Genomic DNA, 17328 nt, shown 5'->3' with positions numbered 1-17328 from the left:
ACGACGTGGGGACCGTGCTCCCAGAGCCTGCGGGAGTGCCACTTCCGTCACAACGGAGAAGGAGAAGCGCGAATGAACCCGACAGGGTCCCCGAGGCTCACCGTGATCGGCACCGGTTACCTCGGCGCCACGCATGCGATCTGCATGGCCGTCCTCGGCTACGACGTCCTCGGGGTGGACGTCGACCGGGGCAAGATCGACAAGCTGGCCTCCGGCGAGGTCCCGTTCTTCGAGCCCGGCCTGCCCGAGCTGCTCGCCAAGGCGCTGGAGTCGGGCCGCCTGCGCTTCACCACCTCGTTCGAGGACGCCGGCGCGTTCGGCGACGTCCACTTCCTCTGCGTGGGGACGCCGCAGCAGCCGGGCTCGGACGCCGCCGACCTGTCCTACATCGACGCGGCCGTGCGGAGCCTCGCCCCGCATCTGGACCGCCGCGTCCTCGTCGTGGGCAAGTCGACCGTGCCCGTGGGAACGGCGAAACAGCTCACCGGGCTCCTGCACGAGCTCGCCCCGGCGGGCACCGACGTCGAACTCGCCTGGAATCCCGAGTTCCTGCGCGAGGGCTTCGCCGTGGACGACACGATGCGTCCCGACCGGCTCGTCTTCGGCGTCGCGTCCGACTGGGCCGAGGAGCGGCTGCGCGCGGCGTTCAAGCCCGTCCTGGACCTCGGCACCCCGGTCGTGCGGACCGACCTTGCCACGGCGGAACTGGTCAAGGTCGCGGCCAACTCCTTCCTCGCCACGAAGATCTCCTACATCAACGCGATGGCGGAGGTCTGCGAGGCGGTCGGCGCCGACGTGAAGGACCTCGCCGACTCCCTCGCGCTGGACGACCGCATCGGCGGCAAGTTCCTCAAGCCGGGTCTCGGGTTCGGCGGCGGCTGCCTACCCAAGGACATCCGGGCGTTCGCCCACCGCGCCGAGGAGATCGGCGTGGGGCAGGCCGTATCGTTCCTCCGCCAGGTGGACGACATCAACCGCCGCCGGCGCGCGCGCACGGTGGACCTCGTCCGGGAGCTCCTGGGCGGTGAACTGTCCGGCAAGCGGATCGCGGCGTGGGGTGCCGCCTTCAAGCCCAACTCGGACGACATCCGCGACGCCCCCGCACTGGACGTCGCACGCACGATGCACGGTCTGGGCGCCCACGTACGGGTCTACGACCCGGTAGCCCTCGACAACGCCCGACAGGCGTATCCCGAGCTGCGCTACGGGGACAGCGCGCTGGACGCGGCCGAGGACGCCGACGTGGTCGTCCTGCTGACCGAATGGTCGGACTTCCGGCGGATCGAGCCGGACGCGCTGGCCCGGGTCGTCCGGCACAAGCGCATCGTGGACGGGCGGCACGCCCTCGACGCGGCGCAGTGGCGCGCCGCCGGCTGGGAGTACCGCGCCCTGGGTCGTTCCTGATCAGGAAGGGAACACCGACCGACAGGGGGTCGTTGACGCATGGTGAGGGCCGTGCGGCGTGAGAGCCGGGTCCTCCCGGACGAGGTGCGCCGTACCCGGTAGGCGAAGACGACGCGCGACCGTTGCCGTCTCGTCTTTCCGGAGGAAACCACCATGGCTTGGATCCTCGTCATCGTCGCGGGCCTGTTCGAGGTCGCGATGGCCCTGTGCCTCAAGGCGAGCAAGGGCTTCTCCGCGCCGCTGCCGTCCGTCGGCTTCCTCGTCTTCGCGGTGACCAGTTTCGGCCTGCTCAACCTGGCCCTGCGGACCCTGGAGGTCGGCACCGCGTACGCGGTCTGGGTCGGCATCGGCGCCGTCGGGACGGCGGCGCTCGGCATGCTGGTCATGGGCGACGACGTCTCCGCCGTCAAGATCGTCTCGCTGTCGCTCATCATCGTCGGGGTGGTCGGGCTGAACCTCGCTGGCGGCGGCGCCCACTGACCGGCGGGCCGCCGGGGGCGCCCGACCGTCCCTGATCCCGTCGGATCGCAGGTCATGGAGCCGGACTGGAACGTAACCTCCCGTGAGGGCGTCTAGTGGACGAGAGCGCCCCCGAGGCGCTCGATCACGGGAGGACAGGCCACATGGTCTTCAAGAAGCTGCGGCAGGCGATGGGCATCGGCGGGCCGTCGATCGAAACGGTCCTGCACGACCCGAACACGACGCCGGGGGGAGTCGTCACGGGGGAGATCGCCATCATCGGAGGCCAGTTCAACTCCGACATCCTCGCGGTGAACCTCGCCCTGCGGACGAGGGTCGAGGTCGAGTCGGGCGACAGCGAGTACAGCTCCAACCTGGAGTACGCCAAGATGCCCGTCGCCGGGCACTTCAAGCTGGAGGAGGGCGCCCGGCACAGCGTCCCGTTCCAGTTCCCCATCCCGTGGGAGGCGCCGCTCACCCACATGTACGGGCAGCCCCTGCACGGCACCACGGTCGGCATCGCCACCGAGCTGGAGGTCGCCGGGGCCATCGACCCGGGCGACCTGGACCCGATCGCCGTGCACCCCCTGCCCGCGCAGGAGCGCATCCTGGCCGCGTTCTCCAATCTCGGGTTCCGCTTCCGCAACGCCGACTGCGAGAAGGGGCGCATCTGGGGCGTCCACCAGGAGCTGCCGTTCTACCAGGAGATCGAGTTCCTGCCCCCGGGGCAGTACGCGCGCGGCATCACCCAGCTTGAGGTGACGTTCGTGTCGTACCCGCAGTCCATGGAGGTCGTGCTGGAGCTCGACAAGCGCGGCGGGGTCTTCACCGAGGGCCACGACGCCTTCAGCCGCTTCACAGTGGACTACGCCACGGTCGGCAACGTGGACTGGGAACGGCAGCTGGACGGCTTCCTCCAGGACGCTGGGCGCCGCCGAGGCTTCTTCTAAGACGACCGGTAGAGCCGCCCTGCCACCCGGTGGGGCGGCTCTGTCGCACGTGAGGACGGCTCTGCGCCGTCCGGGGGGTTACCAGGCAGTCACCCCGCCGCCGATCGGGAGCTTGATCGGTAGCGAGGGTCTCACCTAGAAAGGGTCTCCGTGCCCCAGCCCCCCGGACTCAACGACGCCGAACGCCGCCTCTGGGCCGCGTTCCCCACCGGCACCAAGGTCGTGCTCGGCGACGACCGTCCCACCGGACCGCTCCCTGACCGGATCGTCCGCGCCGAGGTCGTCACGCAGCTGCTGCTCGGCGCGGGCGAGACCCGCCCCGGCGCGGTCGCGGCCCTGCGCCTGCGCGGCGCGTACATCATCGGGCACTTCGACCTGAAGGGCGGGACGGTCGAGCACGAGCTCCGCCTGGAGCGGTGCCGCATCGTGGAGGAACCGGACTTCTCCAACGCGCAGACCCGCCAGCTCCGCTTCTACGAGTGCCGCATGCCCGGCTTCGACGGCGGCGGCCTGCGCGCGGACGGCTACCTCAGCCTGTCCGGATCGGTGATCGAGGGCGAGGTGCGGCTGCCCCGCGCCCAGCTCGGCGGCGGGCTCCGGATGAACGAGGTGACGATCACCGCCACCGCGCCGGAGAAGTGGGCGCTGTTCAGCGGCGGGCTCGTCGTGGACGTAGGCGCGTTCATCCGGAATTCGACGATCACCGGCGGGGTCCGCCTCGTCGGCGCCCGGATGAACGGCGGCCTCTTCATGGAGGGGACGACGCTCGACAACCCGGGACGCATCGCCCTGGACGGCCAGAACATGGTCGTCGAGGACACCGCCGAGTTCAGCCACGGCTTCGTCGCCCGCGGCACCGTCCGGCTGCGGAGCGCCCGCTTCAACGGCATCCTGTCGTTCTCCCACGGGACGCTCGACTCCGGCGATCCCGGCCGGATGGCGCTGCACGCCAGCCACCTGCAGGCCGACGAGCTGCTCCTCCTGCCCGAGGAGAAGATCAAGGGACGGATGTCGCTGTCCTACTCCCGGATCAGCCTGATCATGGACGACCGGCGGGCCTGGCCGGACGAGCTCTACCTCGACGGCCTCACCTACGAGACCCTGCGTTTCCACGGCACGTTCAAGGACCGGCTGAGCTGGGTGTCGCGCGACCCGCAGTTCCACCTCCAGCCGTACGAGCAGCTCGCTGCCTGGTACCACAGCGTCGGCTCCGACGACCTCGCCCGGAAGGTGCAACTGGCCAAGCTGCGCGCGCGCCGTCGCAAGCTGAACCCGATAGGCCGCATCTGGAACCACATCCTCGACTGGACGGTCGGCTACGGCTACCGCCCATGGCTGGCGTTCGCGTGGTTCGCCGCACTGCTCGCCGTAGGCACCACCGTGTTCTCCATCGACCCGCCCAAGGCCATCAAGCAGCCGGACGAGCGGCCCGCCTTCCACGCCCTCGTCTACAGCCTCGACCTCCTCATCCCGCTCGACACCTTCGGGCAGCAGCAGGCGTTCGACCCCACCGGCTGGTCCCGCTGGGTGGCCTACGCGCTGGTAGCGACCGGCTGGGTCCTAGCCACCGCCCTTATCGCCGGGGTCACCCGCGTCCTCCGCCCGAACTGACCTGGCACGTCCCCGTCCGGCCCGGAACCGGCGGCCCGGAAGCGAACCGATGGGACGTCCGGTGCGTCCACCCGGTTAGGCGGGCGGGGACGAGATCGACGAGAATGGGGCCTCATGGGCACGTATCTGATCACGGGGGCGACCGGCGGCATCGGCACCGCGATCGCCGAGCTGCTGCGCGAGCGCGGCCACGACCTGATCCTCACCGGCCGCGCTCAGGACCGCCTCGACGCGCTGGCCGGCAAGCTGCGGACCGGCGCGCACGCCGCCACGCAGCTCATCAGCACGGCGCCCGGCACGCGGCCCTCCGCCGCGTCCGGCGCCTCGATCCGGACGATCCCCCTCGACCTGACCGAGCCGCGCCGCCTGGAGGCGTCCCTCGCGTCCGACGTGCTCCCGGACCGGCTCGACGGCGTCGTCCACGCCGCGGGGGTCGTCCACCTGTCGCCGGTCGCCGAGCTGGAGGCCGACGAGTGGATCGACCACCTGTCGGTCAACCTGGTGTCGGCCGCGGAGCTGACCCGGCTCCTGCTGCCCGCCCTGCGCGCCGCCGCCGGGCACGTCGTCTTCGTCAACTCGACCGCCGGGCTGCGCGCCAACCCCGAGTGGTCCGCGTACGCCGCGAGCAAGTTCGGCCTGCGCGCCCTCGCCGACTCGCTCCGGGCCGAGGAGCCCTCGATCCGCGTGACGACCGTCTACCCGGGCCGCACGGCCACCGAGATGCAGCGCAGCGTCCGCGCCCAGGAGGGCCACCCCTACGCCGAGGACGACTTCGCGGCCCCCGCGACCGTCGCCCGCGTCCTGGTCGCCGCGCTGGAGACGCCCCGCGACGCCGTGGTGTCCGACGTCACCGTCCGCCCGAGCTGATCGCCGGCCGGTCGGCGGCCGTGTCGCGGCGCAGGAACCACGCGCCGAGCACGCCGCCGACGAGCCCGAACAGGTGGCCCTGCCAGGAGATCGCGGGGTCGCTCGGGATGACGCCGAGCAGCATCGTCCCGTACACGGCGACCACCGCGACGGCGATCGCGATGTCCAGCAGCCGCCGCTCGAACAGCCCGCGCCCCACCAGGTAGCCGAAGAAACCGAAGATCAGGATGCTGGACCCGAGCGTGTTCGCCGAGCTGGTGAACCACACGCCGAGGCCGCCGACCACGATGACGATCAGGCTCGCGGCCAGGAACTTCGCGATTCCCCGGAACGCCGCGAGGAAGCCGAGCACGAGGAACGGCACCGTGTTCGCCGCGATGTGCGAGATCCCCCCGTGCATGAACGGCGCCGTGAAGATGTCCGGAAGGTCGTTGACGTCCCGCGGCTGGATGCCGAACCTGTCCAGCCGGTTGCCGTCCGCGTAGACGTCGAAGAGCTCCAGCGCCCACATCACCGCGGTCACGATGCCGATCAGGACGATCGCGGACAGCGCCCGCGCGCCGTGCCGGACGATTCCCTCGCTGCGACGCCTGTCGGGGGTATAGCTCATGGAAGCCACCGTAGAACTGCTCGACCCTGCCGTCACCGGGACAACGGACACACGCATCGGAAGGTGCCCATCCGACATATCGGGGATGGGCGTCTTCGGTGCGATCTGACCGTTCGGCATAGTGGTCGGATGCGCGCAGCGATCTGTGAAGAGCTCGGCTCCGTCACCGTCCGGGAGACCGAGCCCCCCGTCCCCGGTCCCGGCCAGGTCCTCGTCACCGTGGAGGCGGCGGGCGTCAACTACGTGGACGCCCTGTTCGTCCAGGGCAGGTACCAGATCAAGCCGCAGACCCCGTTCATCCCCGGCAGCGAGGTCGCCGGGACGATCGACGGGACGCGCGTCCTCGCCATGTGCGGACTGGGCGGTTTCGCGTCCCACGTCGCCGTCCCGGCCGAGGCCGCCGTCCCGATCCCCGACGAGCTGACCGCGGCCCAGGCCGCGACGTTCACGCAGAGTTACAGCACCGCTCTCTTCGCCCTGAAGGAACGGGCGTCCCTGCGCCCTGGGGAGACGATCCTCGTCCTCGGCGCCGGCGGAGGCGTCGGCCTGGCGGCGATCCAGGTGGCTAAGGCCCTCGGAGCACGCGTCCTGGCCGCCGCCTCGTCACCGGAGAAGCGCCGAGCGGCCCTGGAGGCCGGCGCGGAAGAGGCGATCGACCTCTCGGACGTCAAGAAGGCCGCCCGCGACTGGTCGTCCGGAGGGGTCGACCTCGTCTACGACCCGGTCGGCGGATCCCTCGCCGACCCGGCCCTGCGCGCGCTCCGCGAGAAGGGCCGCTACATCGTGATCGGCTTCGCGTCCGGGGACATCCCGTCCCTGCCGCTCAACCAGGTCCTCCTGCGCAATCGCGCCATCATCGGCGTCGACTGGGGAGCCTGGGCGATGGCGAACCCCGCGGAGCAGCGTCCTCTCCTGGACGAACTGCTCGCCATGGTGGCGAAGGGCACGCTCGCCCCGGTCGCCCCCCGCACGGCCCCCCTGGCCTCGGCGGCCGAGATCCTGGACGATCTCCTCGGCCGCCGCATCGTCGGGAAGGTCGCGCTGATCCCCTGAGCGCTCAGGCCGCGGACGCGTGCTCGTTCTCGGAGGCGTCCCCGCGGACGACGATCACCGGCAGCCGCCTCCGGGCCGGCGCCTCGGCCGTCCGGCGCAGGTAGCGGCGCTCCTCCGGCGTCGTCCCGCCCCAGATGCCGTCGGGCTCGCCGACGCGCAGCGCCCACGCCAGGCAGTCGGCGACCACGGGGCAGTTCGCGCAGATCGCCTTGGCCGCGTCCTCCTGCGCCTGGAGCACCGGCGCGGAGTATCCGATCGGGAAGAACAGGTCGGGATCAGCCCCGCGGCAGATGGCGTGGTCGGTCCAGTGTTCCTCGTTCTCATCGTTGTGCATGGCTTCTCCCTGCGGCGGCGCGTCGATGAGCCCACCGGCAGTTCGCGGGTGAGGGGTGGTACCCACACAACGTAGTACTACAGGTCGTAGTACTACAAGTCGGAGTGAGCATTGCAACCTAGCGTGCGGATAGCCTGGTCGTCGTGCAGCGTGATCAAGAAGTGACCTTCCGCGAGGCGACGGCGGACGATCTACCGCGAATCGTCCGGCTACTCGCCGACGATCCCCTCGGAATGACCCGCGAAACACCGGGCGAGGTGATCCCGGAGGCCTACTTCACCGCCTTCGCCGCGATCGACAAGGACGCCAACAACGCCCTCATCGTGGCCGAGATCGACGGCGAGATCGCCGGCACCCTCCAGCTCACCTACATCCCCGGCCTCACCTACACCGGCGGCGAGCGCGCCCAGATCGAGGGCGTCCGCGTCGCCGCCGAGCAGCGCGGCCGCGGCGTCGGCCAGGCGATCATCACCTGGGCCATCGAGCAGGCCCGCGCCCGCGGCTGCCGCGTCGTGCAGCTCACCACCGACCGCCAGCGCCCCGACGCGATCCGCTTCTACCAGAAGATCGGCTTCCGCCCGTCCCACATGGGCATGAAGTACCACCTCAGGTAACGCCCACCCACCGCAGGCCCGCTCCGACCCGCGCACGCACCCGCGAGGTCATGACACGGCGCCAGGGGACTCCCACCCTGGACGACCACGCCCAACTCGACGTACTCGACCCGCCCGCTCATCGACACCACGACCCGCCGCTGTGCTCACCTGGTCACTGTCAGTGAAGCGGTGACGCGTGCCGCAGGTCATCGTGATAATCGCTGGTAAGCGAGGAAGCGGGCCGTCTCCGCGAATATCCGAGGTGCTTCGGGATGTCCGGCAGCAAGCGTGTGGGCGAGCGGCTGCGGGCCGAGCGCAAGAAGCGCGGTCTGGTCGTCTCCGACCTGGCCGAGCTGTTCCGCGAGGTCGCACCGGCCCGGGTAGCGCAACGGCTGTGCCCCGCCGCCGGGACCTCGAACGCACGATCCGCGGCCACGAAGCGGGCGAACACGCCGTCGGCCCCCGCTATCGCTCTCTCTACGCCCGCGCCTTCGACATGGCCGAGGACGAGCTCTTCGGCACCGGCCGGCCGCCTATCGCGGACGGCACCGACGACGAGTTCGAGGCGCTGGAGTTGGCGCGGCGTGCGGCGGCGAGCGATGTGGGCGGGGAGACGCTGGTCACCCTCGAAGGCGTCGTGGACGAGCTCGCGTCCGCCTACCCGCGGTCGGCGCCGGATGAGCTGCTGGTCCGGACGCGGCGGCAACTCGGCTACGTGTGCCGTCTGATGGACGCGCGGATGACGCTGAGCGAGCGGCGGCGGCTCGTGGCCGTCGGAGGATGGCTGTCGCTGCTGGCCGCCACCTGCGACATCGACCTCGGGCGGCGTCCCGAGGCCGCGGCGCGGCTGCGGACGGCGGCCCAGCTCGCCGAGCACGCCGAGCACCCGGAGATCCTCGCCTGGACGCTGGAGACGCACGCCTGGCAGGCGCTCACCGACGGGCGCTACCAGCGGGCCGTCACGCTGGCCCAGGGAGCGCAGCAGGCCGCTCCCAAGCGAGGCTCGGCCTTCATCCAGGCGACGGCTCAGGAGGGCCGTGCGTGGGCGCGCCTCGGCACCGGCCGCGAGACCCGCGACGCGCTCGGACGGGTCGAGAGCCTCGTCGCGCCGCTTGCGACGCCCGAGCGTCCAGAGCACCACTACCGGTACGACCCCGCGAAGAGCGACGCGTACACGGCGACGACGCTCTCGTGGCTCGGCGATCCCGCGGCCGAGTCGTACGCGCGGGGCACCCTGCGGCGCCTTGAGGGCACGGCACGTCCACGGCGGGTCCTCGCGGCGCGGCTCGACCTGGCGCTCGCCCTGCTGGCGGCGGGCCAGCCCGAGGAGGCGATGGACACCACCATGCAGGTCGTGGCCAGCGGTCGGCTCGTGCCCTCCAACCACTGGCGCGCGGCGGAGATCATCATCGCGCTCGAAGCCCTCGGCCTGCCGGAAGCACGCCCCCTCCGCGAAGCCTCCCGCACCACGTACGCCGATCAGAGGAGCGCGGGGCCGCCGCGCGGAGGTGCGGCAGGCGTGCGCTGACCCCCGGTGGCGGTGTCCGGGTGGGTGGGATGTACGTCACTGCTGGTGGGGTTGGGGGTGGTCAGTGGTTCGGGGGAGGGTGGGAGTGTCGCGCTTGGTGGCATGACGTGCGGTTTTGCGGTTTAGATGGCTCTATTCCCTGCCTTCGGACGTTCTGTGGTTGTTCACCTTGCCGTGGAATGCTGGCCACCTGGGTGTGCCCCCACCGCCGTCCGACCCCGTCGCCTGAGGAGTAGATCGTGCCCGTGAAGCATCTGGAGATCGAGCACAAGTACGACGCCGCCGCCGACTTCGAGCTGCCGGATCTGGACGGGCTGCCGGGCGTGACCGCGGTCGGGGAGCCCGCGGTCCACGAGCTGTACGCGAGCTATTTCGACACCGCCGACCTGCGGCTCGCCGCGCACGGGATCACGTTGCGGCGCAGGCGGGGCGGCACGGACGCGGGCTGGCACCTGAAGATGCCGGTCGGGCCGGACAGCAAGCAGGAGACGCGGGCGCCGCTCGGGCGGCCGCGGATCGTGCCGGCGCGGCTGGCGGCGCTGGTGGCGGCGTACACGCGGGGTGAGGAGCTGCTGCCGGTGGCGACGCTGGAGACGCGGCGGACGGTGGTGCGGCTGCTGGACGGGAACGGGGCGATGCTCGCGGAGGTCGCGGACGACCTGGTGACGGGACGGGACGTCCGGGGTGCCGTGGGGGCGCCGGAGATCGTGGCGAACGGGGCGGTGCCGGTCGCGGACGAGCCCGCGCCCGGCGTGCGGTGGCGCGAGGTGGAGGTCGAGCTCGGCGAGGGGACGCCCGAGCTGCTGAAGGCGGTCGGGAAGCGGCTGCGGAAGGCGGGGGCGCGGCGGGCGAAGTCGTCGTCGAAGCTCGGGCGGCTGCTGGACGGGGCGATCGTGCCGTCGGAGGCGGCGGCGGCGCGGAAGGCGGCGCGGGCGCGGATCGTGGCGGCGACGTCCAACGGGAAGGCGCCCGTGGTGACGACGGGCGAGACCGTGACGGCGTACCTGGCGGCGCAGGTGGAGGCCCTCTTGGAGTACGACCCGAAGGCGCGGCTGGGCGAGCACGACGCCGTGCATCGGATGCGGGTGGCCGTGCGGCGGACGCGCAGCACGTTGAAGAGCTACAAGTCCGTCCTCGATGTGGACCGCGGGCTGAGCGAGGAGCTCAAGTGGCTCGCGGACGTTCTGGGCGAGGTCCGCGACCTGGAGGTGCTGCGTATGCGCTTCGAGGGGCGCCTGGACGGGGCCGCGGGCGCGTGGATGGAGGATCTGGCGCGGCAGGAGCGGGGCGCGTACCGGCGGCTGAACGCGGCTCTGAAGGAGCCGCGGTACTTCGCGCTGCTGGACGCGCTGGAGGGCCTGGTCGCGGAGCCGCCGCTGACGAGCGCGGCGGCGAAGAAGGCGCGCAAGGAGCTTCCGGAGTTCGTGACGCAGGCGTGGGACCGGCTGCGGAAGGCGTACAAGGCGATCGCGGTGGCCGAGGACGCCGACATCGCGCGGCACGACGCCCGGAAGGCCGCGAAGCGCGCTCGGTACGCGGCGGAGCTGGCGGTTCCGCTGCTGGGGACGGGCGCGAAGCGGGTCGCGAAGGACGCCAAGCGGATCCAGGAGGTGCTCGGCGACCACCAGGACGGGGTGATCGCCATGGAGCACCTCCAGGCGGCCGGCGCGCGGGCCCGGTCGGTCGAGGACGCGTTCGCGCTGGGCGTGCTCTACGGGACGGAGCGCTGCGAGGCGGAGGCGGCGCGGGACCGGCTGGACGTCACGTGGTCACAGACTCTCGGACCGTCTTTTTGAGCGGCGCGTGCCGTTCGAGGGCGGCGATCGAGGGGCCGGAGGGGTCGATGTGCGCGACCCAGAACTCGGCCTTGCGGAGGCTCGGCTCGTCCGGGACCTTCTCGCCGAGGTCCTTGCAGAGGCCGGTGACGAGGTCGGAGACGATCTCGCCGTGGGTGCACAGGAGGGTCGGGCGGCCGTCCTCCACCAGCTCGCGTAGGCGGTTCACGGCCTGGTCGGCGCCGGTCTCGCCGACGGTGAACGCCGGGTCGGTGGAGATCGGCTCCCGGACGCGCCGCGCGTAGGGCAGCACGGTCTCCAGGCAGCGGGCGGTGGCGGAGCTGACCGGCCGGGCCGGGCCGAAGGCGTGCAGGAGCCCGGACAGGCAGCCGGCCTCGGCGCGGCCGCGGGCGTCGAGGGGGCGCAGCTCGTCGGGCTCGCGCCACTGCCGCTTCTCGCCGGCGCACGCGTGCCGCAGGATGATCAGCGGCCAGGTGCGGGGGGCGCCACGGAGGAACTCGCGGAGCAGGTCGACGTCGTGCCGGTAGCTGAGCCTGCGCTCGGCCTCGGCGGGCGGGAGCCAGTCGAGCCGGTCGACCTCGTCGTTCGGGGTGAACGCGCTCTGCGTCACGGCGCGGGCGACCCAGTAGTCGACCTGCTTGGTCCGGCCCTCGACCGGATAGGTCGTGGTGGGCAGGCGGCGGCCGAGGCGGGGGACGAGGCCCGTCTCCTCCTCGATCTCGCGGACGGCGGCGCGCAACACGTGCTCGCCCTTGTCCAGCTTGCCCTTAGGGAACGACCAGTCGTCGTAGCGGGGGCGGTGGACGAGCGCCACCTCGGTTCCCGCGGATCCCTCCCGCCAGAGGACCGCTCCGGCGGCCCGTACGACGTCCGTCCCCTTCGCGGACGCCTGGCCGGTCCCGTCGGAGTTAGGCATCGACGGTCCTCCAGCGGCGGCTCCGGACGAGGTGCGACTGGATGTCGAGCAGCGTCGACCCCGGTGGCGCCTCGGCCCGCGTCCAGGTGCCGTCGCCGGCGAGGTGCCACGCGTCGGTCCCGTCGTCCATGGCGAGGTCGAGGAGGGTGAGCAGCTCGTCGCGCCGGGCCCGGTCGGTGACGGTGACGAGGGCCTCGACGCGGCGGTCGAGGTTGCGGTGCATCATGTCGGCGCTGCCGATCCACACCTCGGGTTCGCCGCCGTTCTCGAACGCGTACACGCGGGAGTGCTCCAGGAACCGGCCGAGGACGCTGCGGACGCGGATCGTCTCGGACAGTCCGGGCACGCCGGGACGCAGCGCGCAGATGCCGCGGACCCACACGTCCACCGGGACGCCCGCGCGGGACGCCCGGTACAGGGCGTCGATGACGACCTCGTCGACGAGGGAGTTGCACTTGATGCGGATGCAGGCGGGATGCCCCGCGCGGTGGTTCTCGATCTCGTGCTCGATGCGCTTGACGAGGCCGGGCCGCAGGCTGTGCGGCGCGACGAGGAGCCGGTTGTAGGTGCTCTGCCGGGAGTAGCCGGTGAGGTGGTTGAACAGGGCGCTGACGTCCTCGCCGACCTCGGGGTCGGCGGTGAGCAGGCCGAAGTCCTCGTAGAGGCGCGCGGTCTTCGGGTGGTAGTTGCCGGTGCCGATGTGGCAGTAGCGGCGCAGGATGCCGTCGGCGTCCTGCCGGACGATCAGCGCGAGCTTGCAGTGCGTCTTCAGGCCGACGAAGCCGTAGACGACGTGGCAGCCGGCGGTCTCCAGCTTGCGCGCCCAGGCGATGTTGGCGCGCTCGTCGAAGCGGGCCTTGAGCTCGACGACGACCACGACCTGCTTTCCGGCCTCGGCGGCGTTCATCAGCGCGTCCACGATCGGGGAGTCGCCGCTCGTCCGGTAGAGGGTCTGCTTGATCGCCAGGACGCGCTTGTCGGCGGCGGCGTCCTCGATCAGGCGCTGGACGGTCGTGGTGAACGAGTCGTAGGGGTGGTGGACGAGCACGTCCCGCTCACGGATCGCCCCGAAGATGCTCGCATCCGCCGGCAGCGCCTCCTTGGAGGGCACGAAAGGGGGGTACTTGAGCTCCGGGCGGTCCAGGTCGGCGATGGCGGAGAGGCCGCCGAGGTCGAGGGGCCCGACGACGCGGTAGATCTGGCTCTCGTCCACGCCCAGCTCGGACGTGAGCAGCTCCAGGACGCTCTCGGAGATCGACTCCTCGACCTCCAGCCGGACGACGGGCCCGAACCGGCGGCGCAGCAGCTCGCGCTCCAAAGCCTGGAGCAGGCCCTCGCTGATGTCGTCGTCGATCTCCAGGTCCTGGTTGCGGGTGACGCGGAACGCGTGGTGCTCGACGACCTCCATCCCGACGAAGAGCTGGCCGAGGTGCGCGGCGATGACGTCCTCCAGCGGCGTGAACCGGTCGGCGGACGCCTCGATGAAGCGCGGCAGCAGCGGCGGGACCTTGACGCGGGCGAACATCGTCGCCTCGGTCTCCGGGTCGCGGACGATCACGGCGAGGTTCAGCGACAGGCCGGAGATGTAGGGGAACGGGTGCGCGGAGTCGACGACGAGCGGGGTGAGGACGGGGTAGATCCGGTCGCGGAACAGGCGCCGCAGCCGCTCCTGCTCGGTCTCGGCGAGCTCGTCCCAGCGCAGGATCTCGATGCCCTCCTTGCCGAGGGCGGGCCGGATCTCCTTGCGGAACGCGTCGGCGTGCCGGAGCATCAGCTGGTGCGCGACCTCGGCGGTGCGCTCCAGCACCTCGCGGGGCTGCCGGCCGCTCGCGGACTGGACGGCGAGGCCGGTGGCCATGCGGCGGGCGAGCCCGGCGACGCGGACCATGAAGAACTCGTCCAGGTTGCTGGAGAAGATCGACAGGAAGCGGACGCGTTCGAGCAGCGGCAGGTTGGGGTCCTCCGCGAGCTCCAGGACGCGCTGGTTGAATCTGAGCCAGCTCTCCTCGCGGTCGAGGAAGCGGTCGTCGGGCAGCGCCTCGTTCTGCTGGGGGAGATGTCCTGGATTGACGGTCATGTCCCTATTTTCCCTGATGAAGGTGAACGGAAGTAGAACGCGGCCCGCGCTCCGATGTTTCGGACATGGCCGATCATGCCCCCGATTCTCCCTGATCATTCGGCGTCGCGCGCGCCCGCCGCTCAGTGCGCGTCCGCGCCCGCGACCACGCGGTGCCCGAGCACGTGCCGCAGGTCCGCGACGAACGCGTCCGCGAGCCTCGGCCAGTTCCAGAACCGCAGGCCCAGCTCCGCGAACGCGCACGGTACCGGCCACCGCCACCCGTTGAAGCCCGTCCGCGTCCCGCAGCGCGCGCAGACCAGCGAGCCCGGACCGCCCTCCAGCCACTCCTCCACCTCGGCGAAGACGGTCTCGAACGGCAGCCACGCGCCGCATTCGGGGCACGTCACCCGATCCGGCCCGCTGGACGCGCCGCCGAGGGGGCCGTAGAAGGCGCTCCGCCCGACGTCGATCTCCAACCCGTTCGGCCAGACGTCCGGGAAACCGCCCAGTTCGCCGGTTACGGCCGCCTTCCAGGACGGTCCCGGCGCGTACCCGCCGGGAACGTCGCCGAGGACGCAGTCGGACCGCTCCGGGACGACAATCTCCGCGTCCACCAGACGGCCGAGGACGGCCCGCGCGAGGTCCGGGGCCTCACCCGGATGCGCCTCCACGTCCGCGATCCACCGGCTCCGCACCCCCATATCGCTCACAGTAAGACGCCTCGGACGCGGTCGCGCGACGTGAGATGCGGACGGGCAGGAAGGAAAGGCACGAGGTCCCTCTTGTCCCTCTGTGGCCACGTCCATGCGCAGGGTGACCGTCTGGGAGTATCGACCTGTCCGCCAAGGGAGCTACACGGTGCGCAGAGTCGTGGGTAGAACGAGAACCGTGACCCCTCACGAACCTTCCCAGCCGCCTGGCATGACGGTGCTGTGGCCGCGCTGCTCCACCGTCCACGGATGCACGGGCCGGGCCGTCGGCGGCTTCGGGAGCTGCCCCGCCCACCTGCGACCCGCCGAGGTCGACCGGTTCGTGGGCGGGCTCCGTCCAGGCGACGACCTGGACCTGCGCGGCGTCACCGTCCCGGCGTGGCTGCTGGACGCGCTCCTGGACGCGCTGACCGGCCCCGACGGCCGCCCCCACCTCGGCCGGACCCGCTTCGACGGGGCGATCCTCCCCGCGCACGCCGCGCTCCGCGGCGCCTGCGTCGAGGGCGACAGCTCGTTCGACGGCGCCTGCTTCCTCGGCGGCGCCTCGTTCTACGACGCGCGGTTCTTCGGCAACGTGTCGTTCCGCGGCGCCCGCTTCGGCGGCAACGCCTCCTTCCACGGCGCGCGGTTCCACCGGCACGCCTCCTTCGAGGAGGCGGTCTTCGCCAGCGACGCCGTCTTCGGAGAGGCCGGCTGGCACGCCGACGCCTCGTTCCGGCGCGCGGTGTTCATCGGCGCGGCCTGCTTCGACCGGGCGAGTTTCGGCAGGGACGCGGCCATGCAGGGCGCCTGCTTCGGCGCCGCCCTCTCGTTCCGGCGGGTCCACGTGACCCGGCACGCCCGGTTCGAGCGGGCGCGGTTCCGCCGCGGCCTCTGGCTCGGCCCGCTCGTGGCCGGCGGGACCGTCGCGCTCACCGACGCCGCCGCCCACGGCTGCCTGCGGCTGCACGCGACGGCCCGGCGCGTCACCGCCCGCGCCATGACGGTGCACGGCGGCGCCGACATCCGGCTCCGGTACGCCGACGTCGACCTGGAGGGCGCCGCCTTCGACGGGACGCTCCACGTCCGCTCCCTGCCCCAGCCGATCCACGGCCTGGCCGAGCCCGCGTGGACCGGCCCCGCCACCGCGCGGCTCCTGTCCCTGCGCGAGGTCACCGCGACGGGCTTCCACCTGTCCGACGTCGACCTCAGGACCTGCGGCTTCCTCGGGCTCGCACGCCCCGACCTGCTGCGCCTGTCCGGGGACTGCCCGTTCGCGACCGTGCCCGCCCGGCACCGCGGGCGGCGGCGGCCATGGCCGGGCCGCCGCGGCCGCGCCGTCCTCGCCGAGGACCTCGACCGGCGAACCGTCCACGACGGCGACCGGCTGGACGCCCTCTACCTCGCGCTCGCACGCGCCACCGCCGACTCGGGCCGCGGCCGCCTCGCCCGCGACTTCCGCTACGGCGCCCTGGAGATCCGCCGCCACAGCGCGCCCGGCCCCTGGCACCGCCTCGCCCTGCACCTGCTCTGGCTCACCAGCGGATACGGGCTCCGAGCGTCCCGCGCCCTGGTCTGGCTCGCCGTCATCGCCGCACTCGTCTGCGGCGGCGTGACCCTCGCCCGGCACGGCGACCACCACCGCTCCGCGGCCCACTCCCGCGGCCACCGCCCCACCACCGCAACCCGCCACACCTGACCCCGCCCTCCGTCCCCTCTTGGCGAAACCTGACCCGCATCGCCGACAGTCCCCACTCGCTTCTCGCAGGGCCTCGGCGCTGCTCAGCGGGCCCATATCCGCTGGTCAGCGCCTACGAGGCTGTACCGATGGTCGCGTGACGTCCACGCAGCTCCGAGCGGACGTCTGCGGATGGGGCGTGCAGCCGGGTGGGCGAGACCTCATGTCCGAGGGCCCGCAGCGGGGGCGGCGGGCCTTCGATGGGGCGGACGTTCGAGCGGCACCGGCCCTATGTTCGAACGATCGTTTTCGCCCGCATGGCGCTCGGCCGCGCCCTCGCACGGCGCCGGGACGATCTCGATTGCCCGCTCCGGCCCTAGTCACGGCCCTTTTCGCGGCGGGGTCTCGGTTTTGTCAGACCTTTGGGTAATCATTCTTTGTATGAGCAGAGACACCCATCCGGGAGTGCAGTGCCCACACTGCCAATCCCATCTCGCGCTCGTCCCCGTGCCCGCCAACGCCGCCGCCGCGGGGCCGGCGCCGCCCGTCGTCCTCCTCAAGGAGGAATGGACCCCGCCGCCGGTCGCCGAGGTCCTCGCGGTTTACGCCGGGCGCGTCAAGGACACCACCACCGCAATGCGCGGCGCCGCCCGGGTCAGGGAAAGCCTGAACCGCGCCCGAGCGGCCGCGGCGCAGCGCAAGGCCGCCCAGAAAGCCGCCCGCCAGACCCCGAAAAGCGCCTGATCACACCCCGATCACGACCCCCCTCCGCGACGCC

The 17328-nt window shown here is 72.1% G+C and carries 16 protein-coding genes and 1 riboswitch; of the genes, 11 read left to right on the top strand and 5 right to left on the bottom strand.

Going from position 1 to position 17328, the window contains the following annotated elements:
- Positions 1-72 precede the first annotated feature (72 nt).
- The 5 genes from E1300_RS08215 to E1300_RS08195 all read left to right on the top strand — a co-directional run bounded on the left by E1300_RS08215 (position 73) and on the right by E1300_RS08195 (position 5291).
- Positions 73-1404 carry a UDP-glucose dehydrogenase family protein gene (locus E1300_RS08215; protein WP_131756266.1) on the top strand — a complete coding sequence of 444 codons (1332 nt, stop codon included), beginning with the start codon at positions 73-75 and terminating at the stop codon, positions 1402-1404.
- Between the two features lie 55 nt (positions 1405-1459).
- Positions 1460-1522, top strand: a riboswitch (guanidine-III (ykkC-III) riboswitch).
- Between the two features lie 35 nt (positions 1523-1557).
- Entirely contained in the window at positions 1558-1884 is a 327-nt protein-coding gene (locus E1300_RS08210; RefSeq protein WP_131756265.1) for a DMT family transporter, read from the top strand.
- 143 nt (positions 1885-2027) lie between these two features.
- Positions 2028-2813 (top strand): sporulation protein, encoded by a 786-nt coding sequence (locus tag E1300_RS08205; protein ID WP_131756264.1) that lies wholly within the window; start codon positions 2028-2030, stop codon positions 2811-2813.
- A 150-nt stretch (positions 2814-2963) separates the two neighbouring features.
- Positions 2964-4424, top strand: a complete 1461-nt coding sequence (locus E1300_RS08200; RefSeq protein ID WP_131756263.1) for a hypothetical protein — start codon at positions 2964-2966, stop codon at positions 4422-4424.
- Between the two features lie 114 nt (positions 4425-4538).
- Positions 4539-5291: an SDR family oxidoreductase gene (locus tag E1300_RS08195; RefSeq protein WP_131756262.1), complete on the top strand. Its 753-nt coding sequence runs from the start codon at positions 4539-4541 to the stop codon at positions 5289-5291.
- Here the strand turns inward: E1300_RS08195 and E1300_RS08190 are convergent.
- Positions 5272-5901 (bottom strand): rhomboid family intramembrane serine protease, encoded by a 630-nt coding sequence (locus E1300_RS08190; RefSeq protein ID WP_131756261.1) that lies wholly within the window; start codon positions 5899-5901, stop codon positions 5272-5274. The two genes, E1300_RS08195 and E1300_RS08190, sit on opposite strands and share 20 nt — an antisense overlap.
- Positions 5902-6030: 129 nt before the next feature.
- On the opposite strand from E1300_RS08190, the gene E1300_RS08185 reads away from it, so the two are divergent.
- The gene (locus E1300_RS08185; RefSeq protein WP_131756260.1) at positions 6031-6954 is read left to right on the top strand and encodes an NADPH:quinone oxidoreductase family protein; all 924 of its coding nucleotides are present in this window, start codon (positions 6031-6033) and stop codon (positions 6952-6954) included.
- A gap of 4 nt (positions 6955-6958) precedes the next feature.
- Here the strand turns inward: E1300_RS08185 and E1300_RS08180 are convergent, their stop codons facing one another.
- Positions 6959-7288, bottom strand: a complete 330-nt coding sequence (locus E1300_RS08180) for a WhiB family transcriptional regulator (RefSeq protein ID WP_131756259.1) — start codon at positions 7286-7288, stop codon at positions 6959-6961.
- Between the two features lie 161 nt (positions 7289-7449).
- Here E1300_RS08180 and E1300_RS08175 point away from each other — a divergent pair, with 161 nt between their 5' ends.
- The 3 genes from E1300_RS08175 (at position 7450) to E1300_RS08165 (ending at position 11208) form a co-directional block, all read left to right on the top strand.
- Positions 7450-7902 carry a GNAT family N-acetyltransferase gene (locus tag E1300_RS08175; protein WP_131756315.1) on the top strand — a complete coding sequence of 151 codons (453 nt, stop codon included), beginning with the start codon at positions 7450-7452 and terminating at the stop codon, positions 7900-7902.
- 178 nt (positions 7903-8080) lie between these two features.
- Positions 8081-9412 (top strand): NsdA family TPR-like regulatory protein, encoded by a 1332-nt coding sequence (locus E1300_RS08170; protein ID WP_503104931.1) that lies wholly within the window; start codon positions 8081-8083, stop codon positions 9410-9412.
- Between the two features lie 239 nt (positions 9413-9651).
- The gene (locus tag E1300_RS08165; RefSeq protein ID WP_242619012.1) at positions 9652-11208 is read left to right on the top strand and encodes a CYTH and CHAD domain-containing protein; all 1557 of its coding nucleotides are present in this window, start codon (positions 9652-9654) and stop codon (positions 11206-11208) included.
- Here E1300_RS08165 and E1300_RS08160 read toward each other — a convergent pair.
- The 3 genes from E1300_RS08160 to E1300_RS08150 all read right to left on the bottom strand — a co-directional run bounded on the left by E1300_RS08160 (position 11174) and on the right by E1300_RS08150 (position 14884).
- Positions 11174-12124, bottom strand: coding sequence for an NUDIX hydrolase (locus E1300_RS08160; RefSeq protein ID WP_131756257.1), 951 nt, complete (start codon positions 12122-12124; stop codon positions 11174-11176). The genes E1300_RS08165 and E1300_RS08160 overlap by 35 nt on opposite strands.
- Positions 12117-14201 carry an RNA degradosome polyphosphate kinase gene (locus E1300_RS08155; protein ID WP_131756256.1) on the bottom strand — a complete coding sequence of 695 codons (2085 nt, stop codon included), beginning with the start codon at positions 14199-14201 and terminating at the stop codon, positions 12117-12119. Before E1300_RS08155 ends, E1300_RS08160 begins: the two co-directional genes overlap by 8 nt.
- Positions 14202-14323: 122 nt before the next feature.
- Positions 14324-14884 (bottom strand): hypothetical protein, encoded by a 561-nt coding sequence (locus tag E1300_RS08150; RefSeq protein ID WP_131756255.1) that lies wholly within the window; start codon positions 14882-14884, stop codon positions 14324-14326.
- A gap of 220 nt (positions 14885-15104) precedes the next feature.
- Here E1300_RS08150 and E1300_RS08145 point away from each other — a divergent pair, with 220 nt between their 5' ends.
- Together E1300_RS08145 and E1300_RS08140 are read left to right on the top strand one after the other, a co-directional pair.
- Positions 15105-16571, top strand: a complete 1467-nt coding sequence (locus tag E1300_RS08145; RefSeq protein ID WP_165502733.1) for a pentapeptide repeat-containing protein — start codon at positions 15105-15107, stop codon at positions 16569-16571.
- A 486-nt stretch (positions 16572-17057) separates the two neighbouring features.
- Positions 17058-17294 (top strand): hypothetical protein, encoded by a 237-nt coding sequence (locus E1300_RS08140; protein ID WP_242619011.1) that lies wholly within the window; start codon positions 17058-17060, stop codon positions 17292-17294.
- The last annotated feature ends 34 nt before the right edge of the window (positions 17295-17328 follow it).

The sequence above is a fragment of the Actinomadura fibrosa genome, assembly GCF_900659615.1.
Taxonomy (GTDB): Bacteria; Actinomycetota; Actinomycetes; order Streptosporangiales; family Streptosporangiaceae; genus Spirillospora; species Spirillospora fibrosa.
Note: the sequence above shows the minus strand (reverse complement) of the source record. Positions and strands in the feature narration are given on the sequence as shown.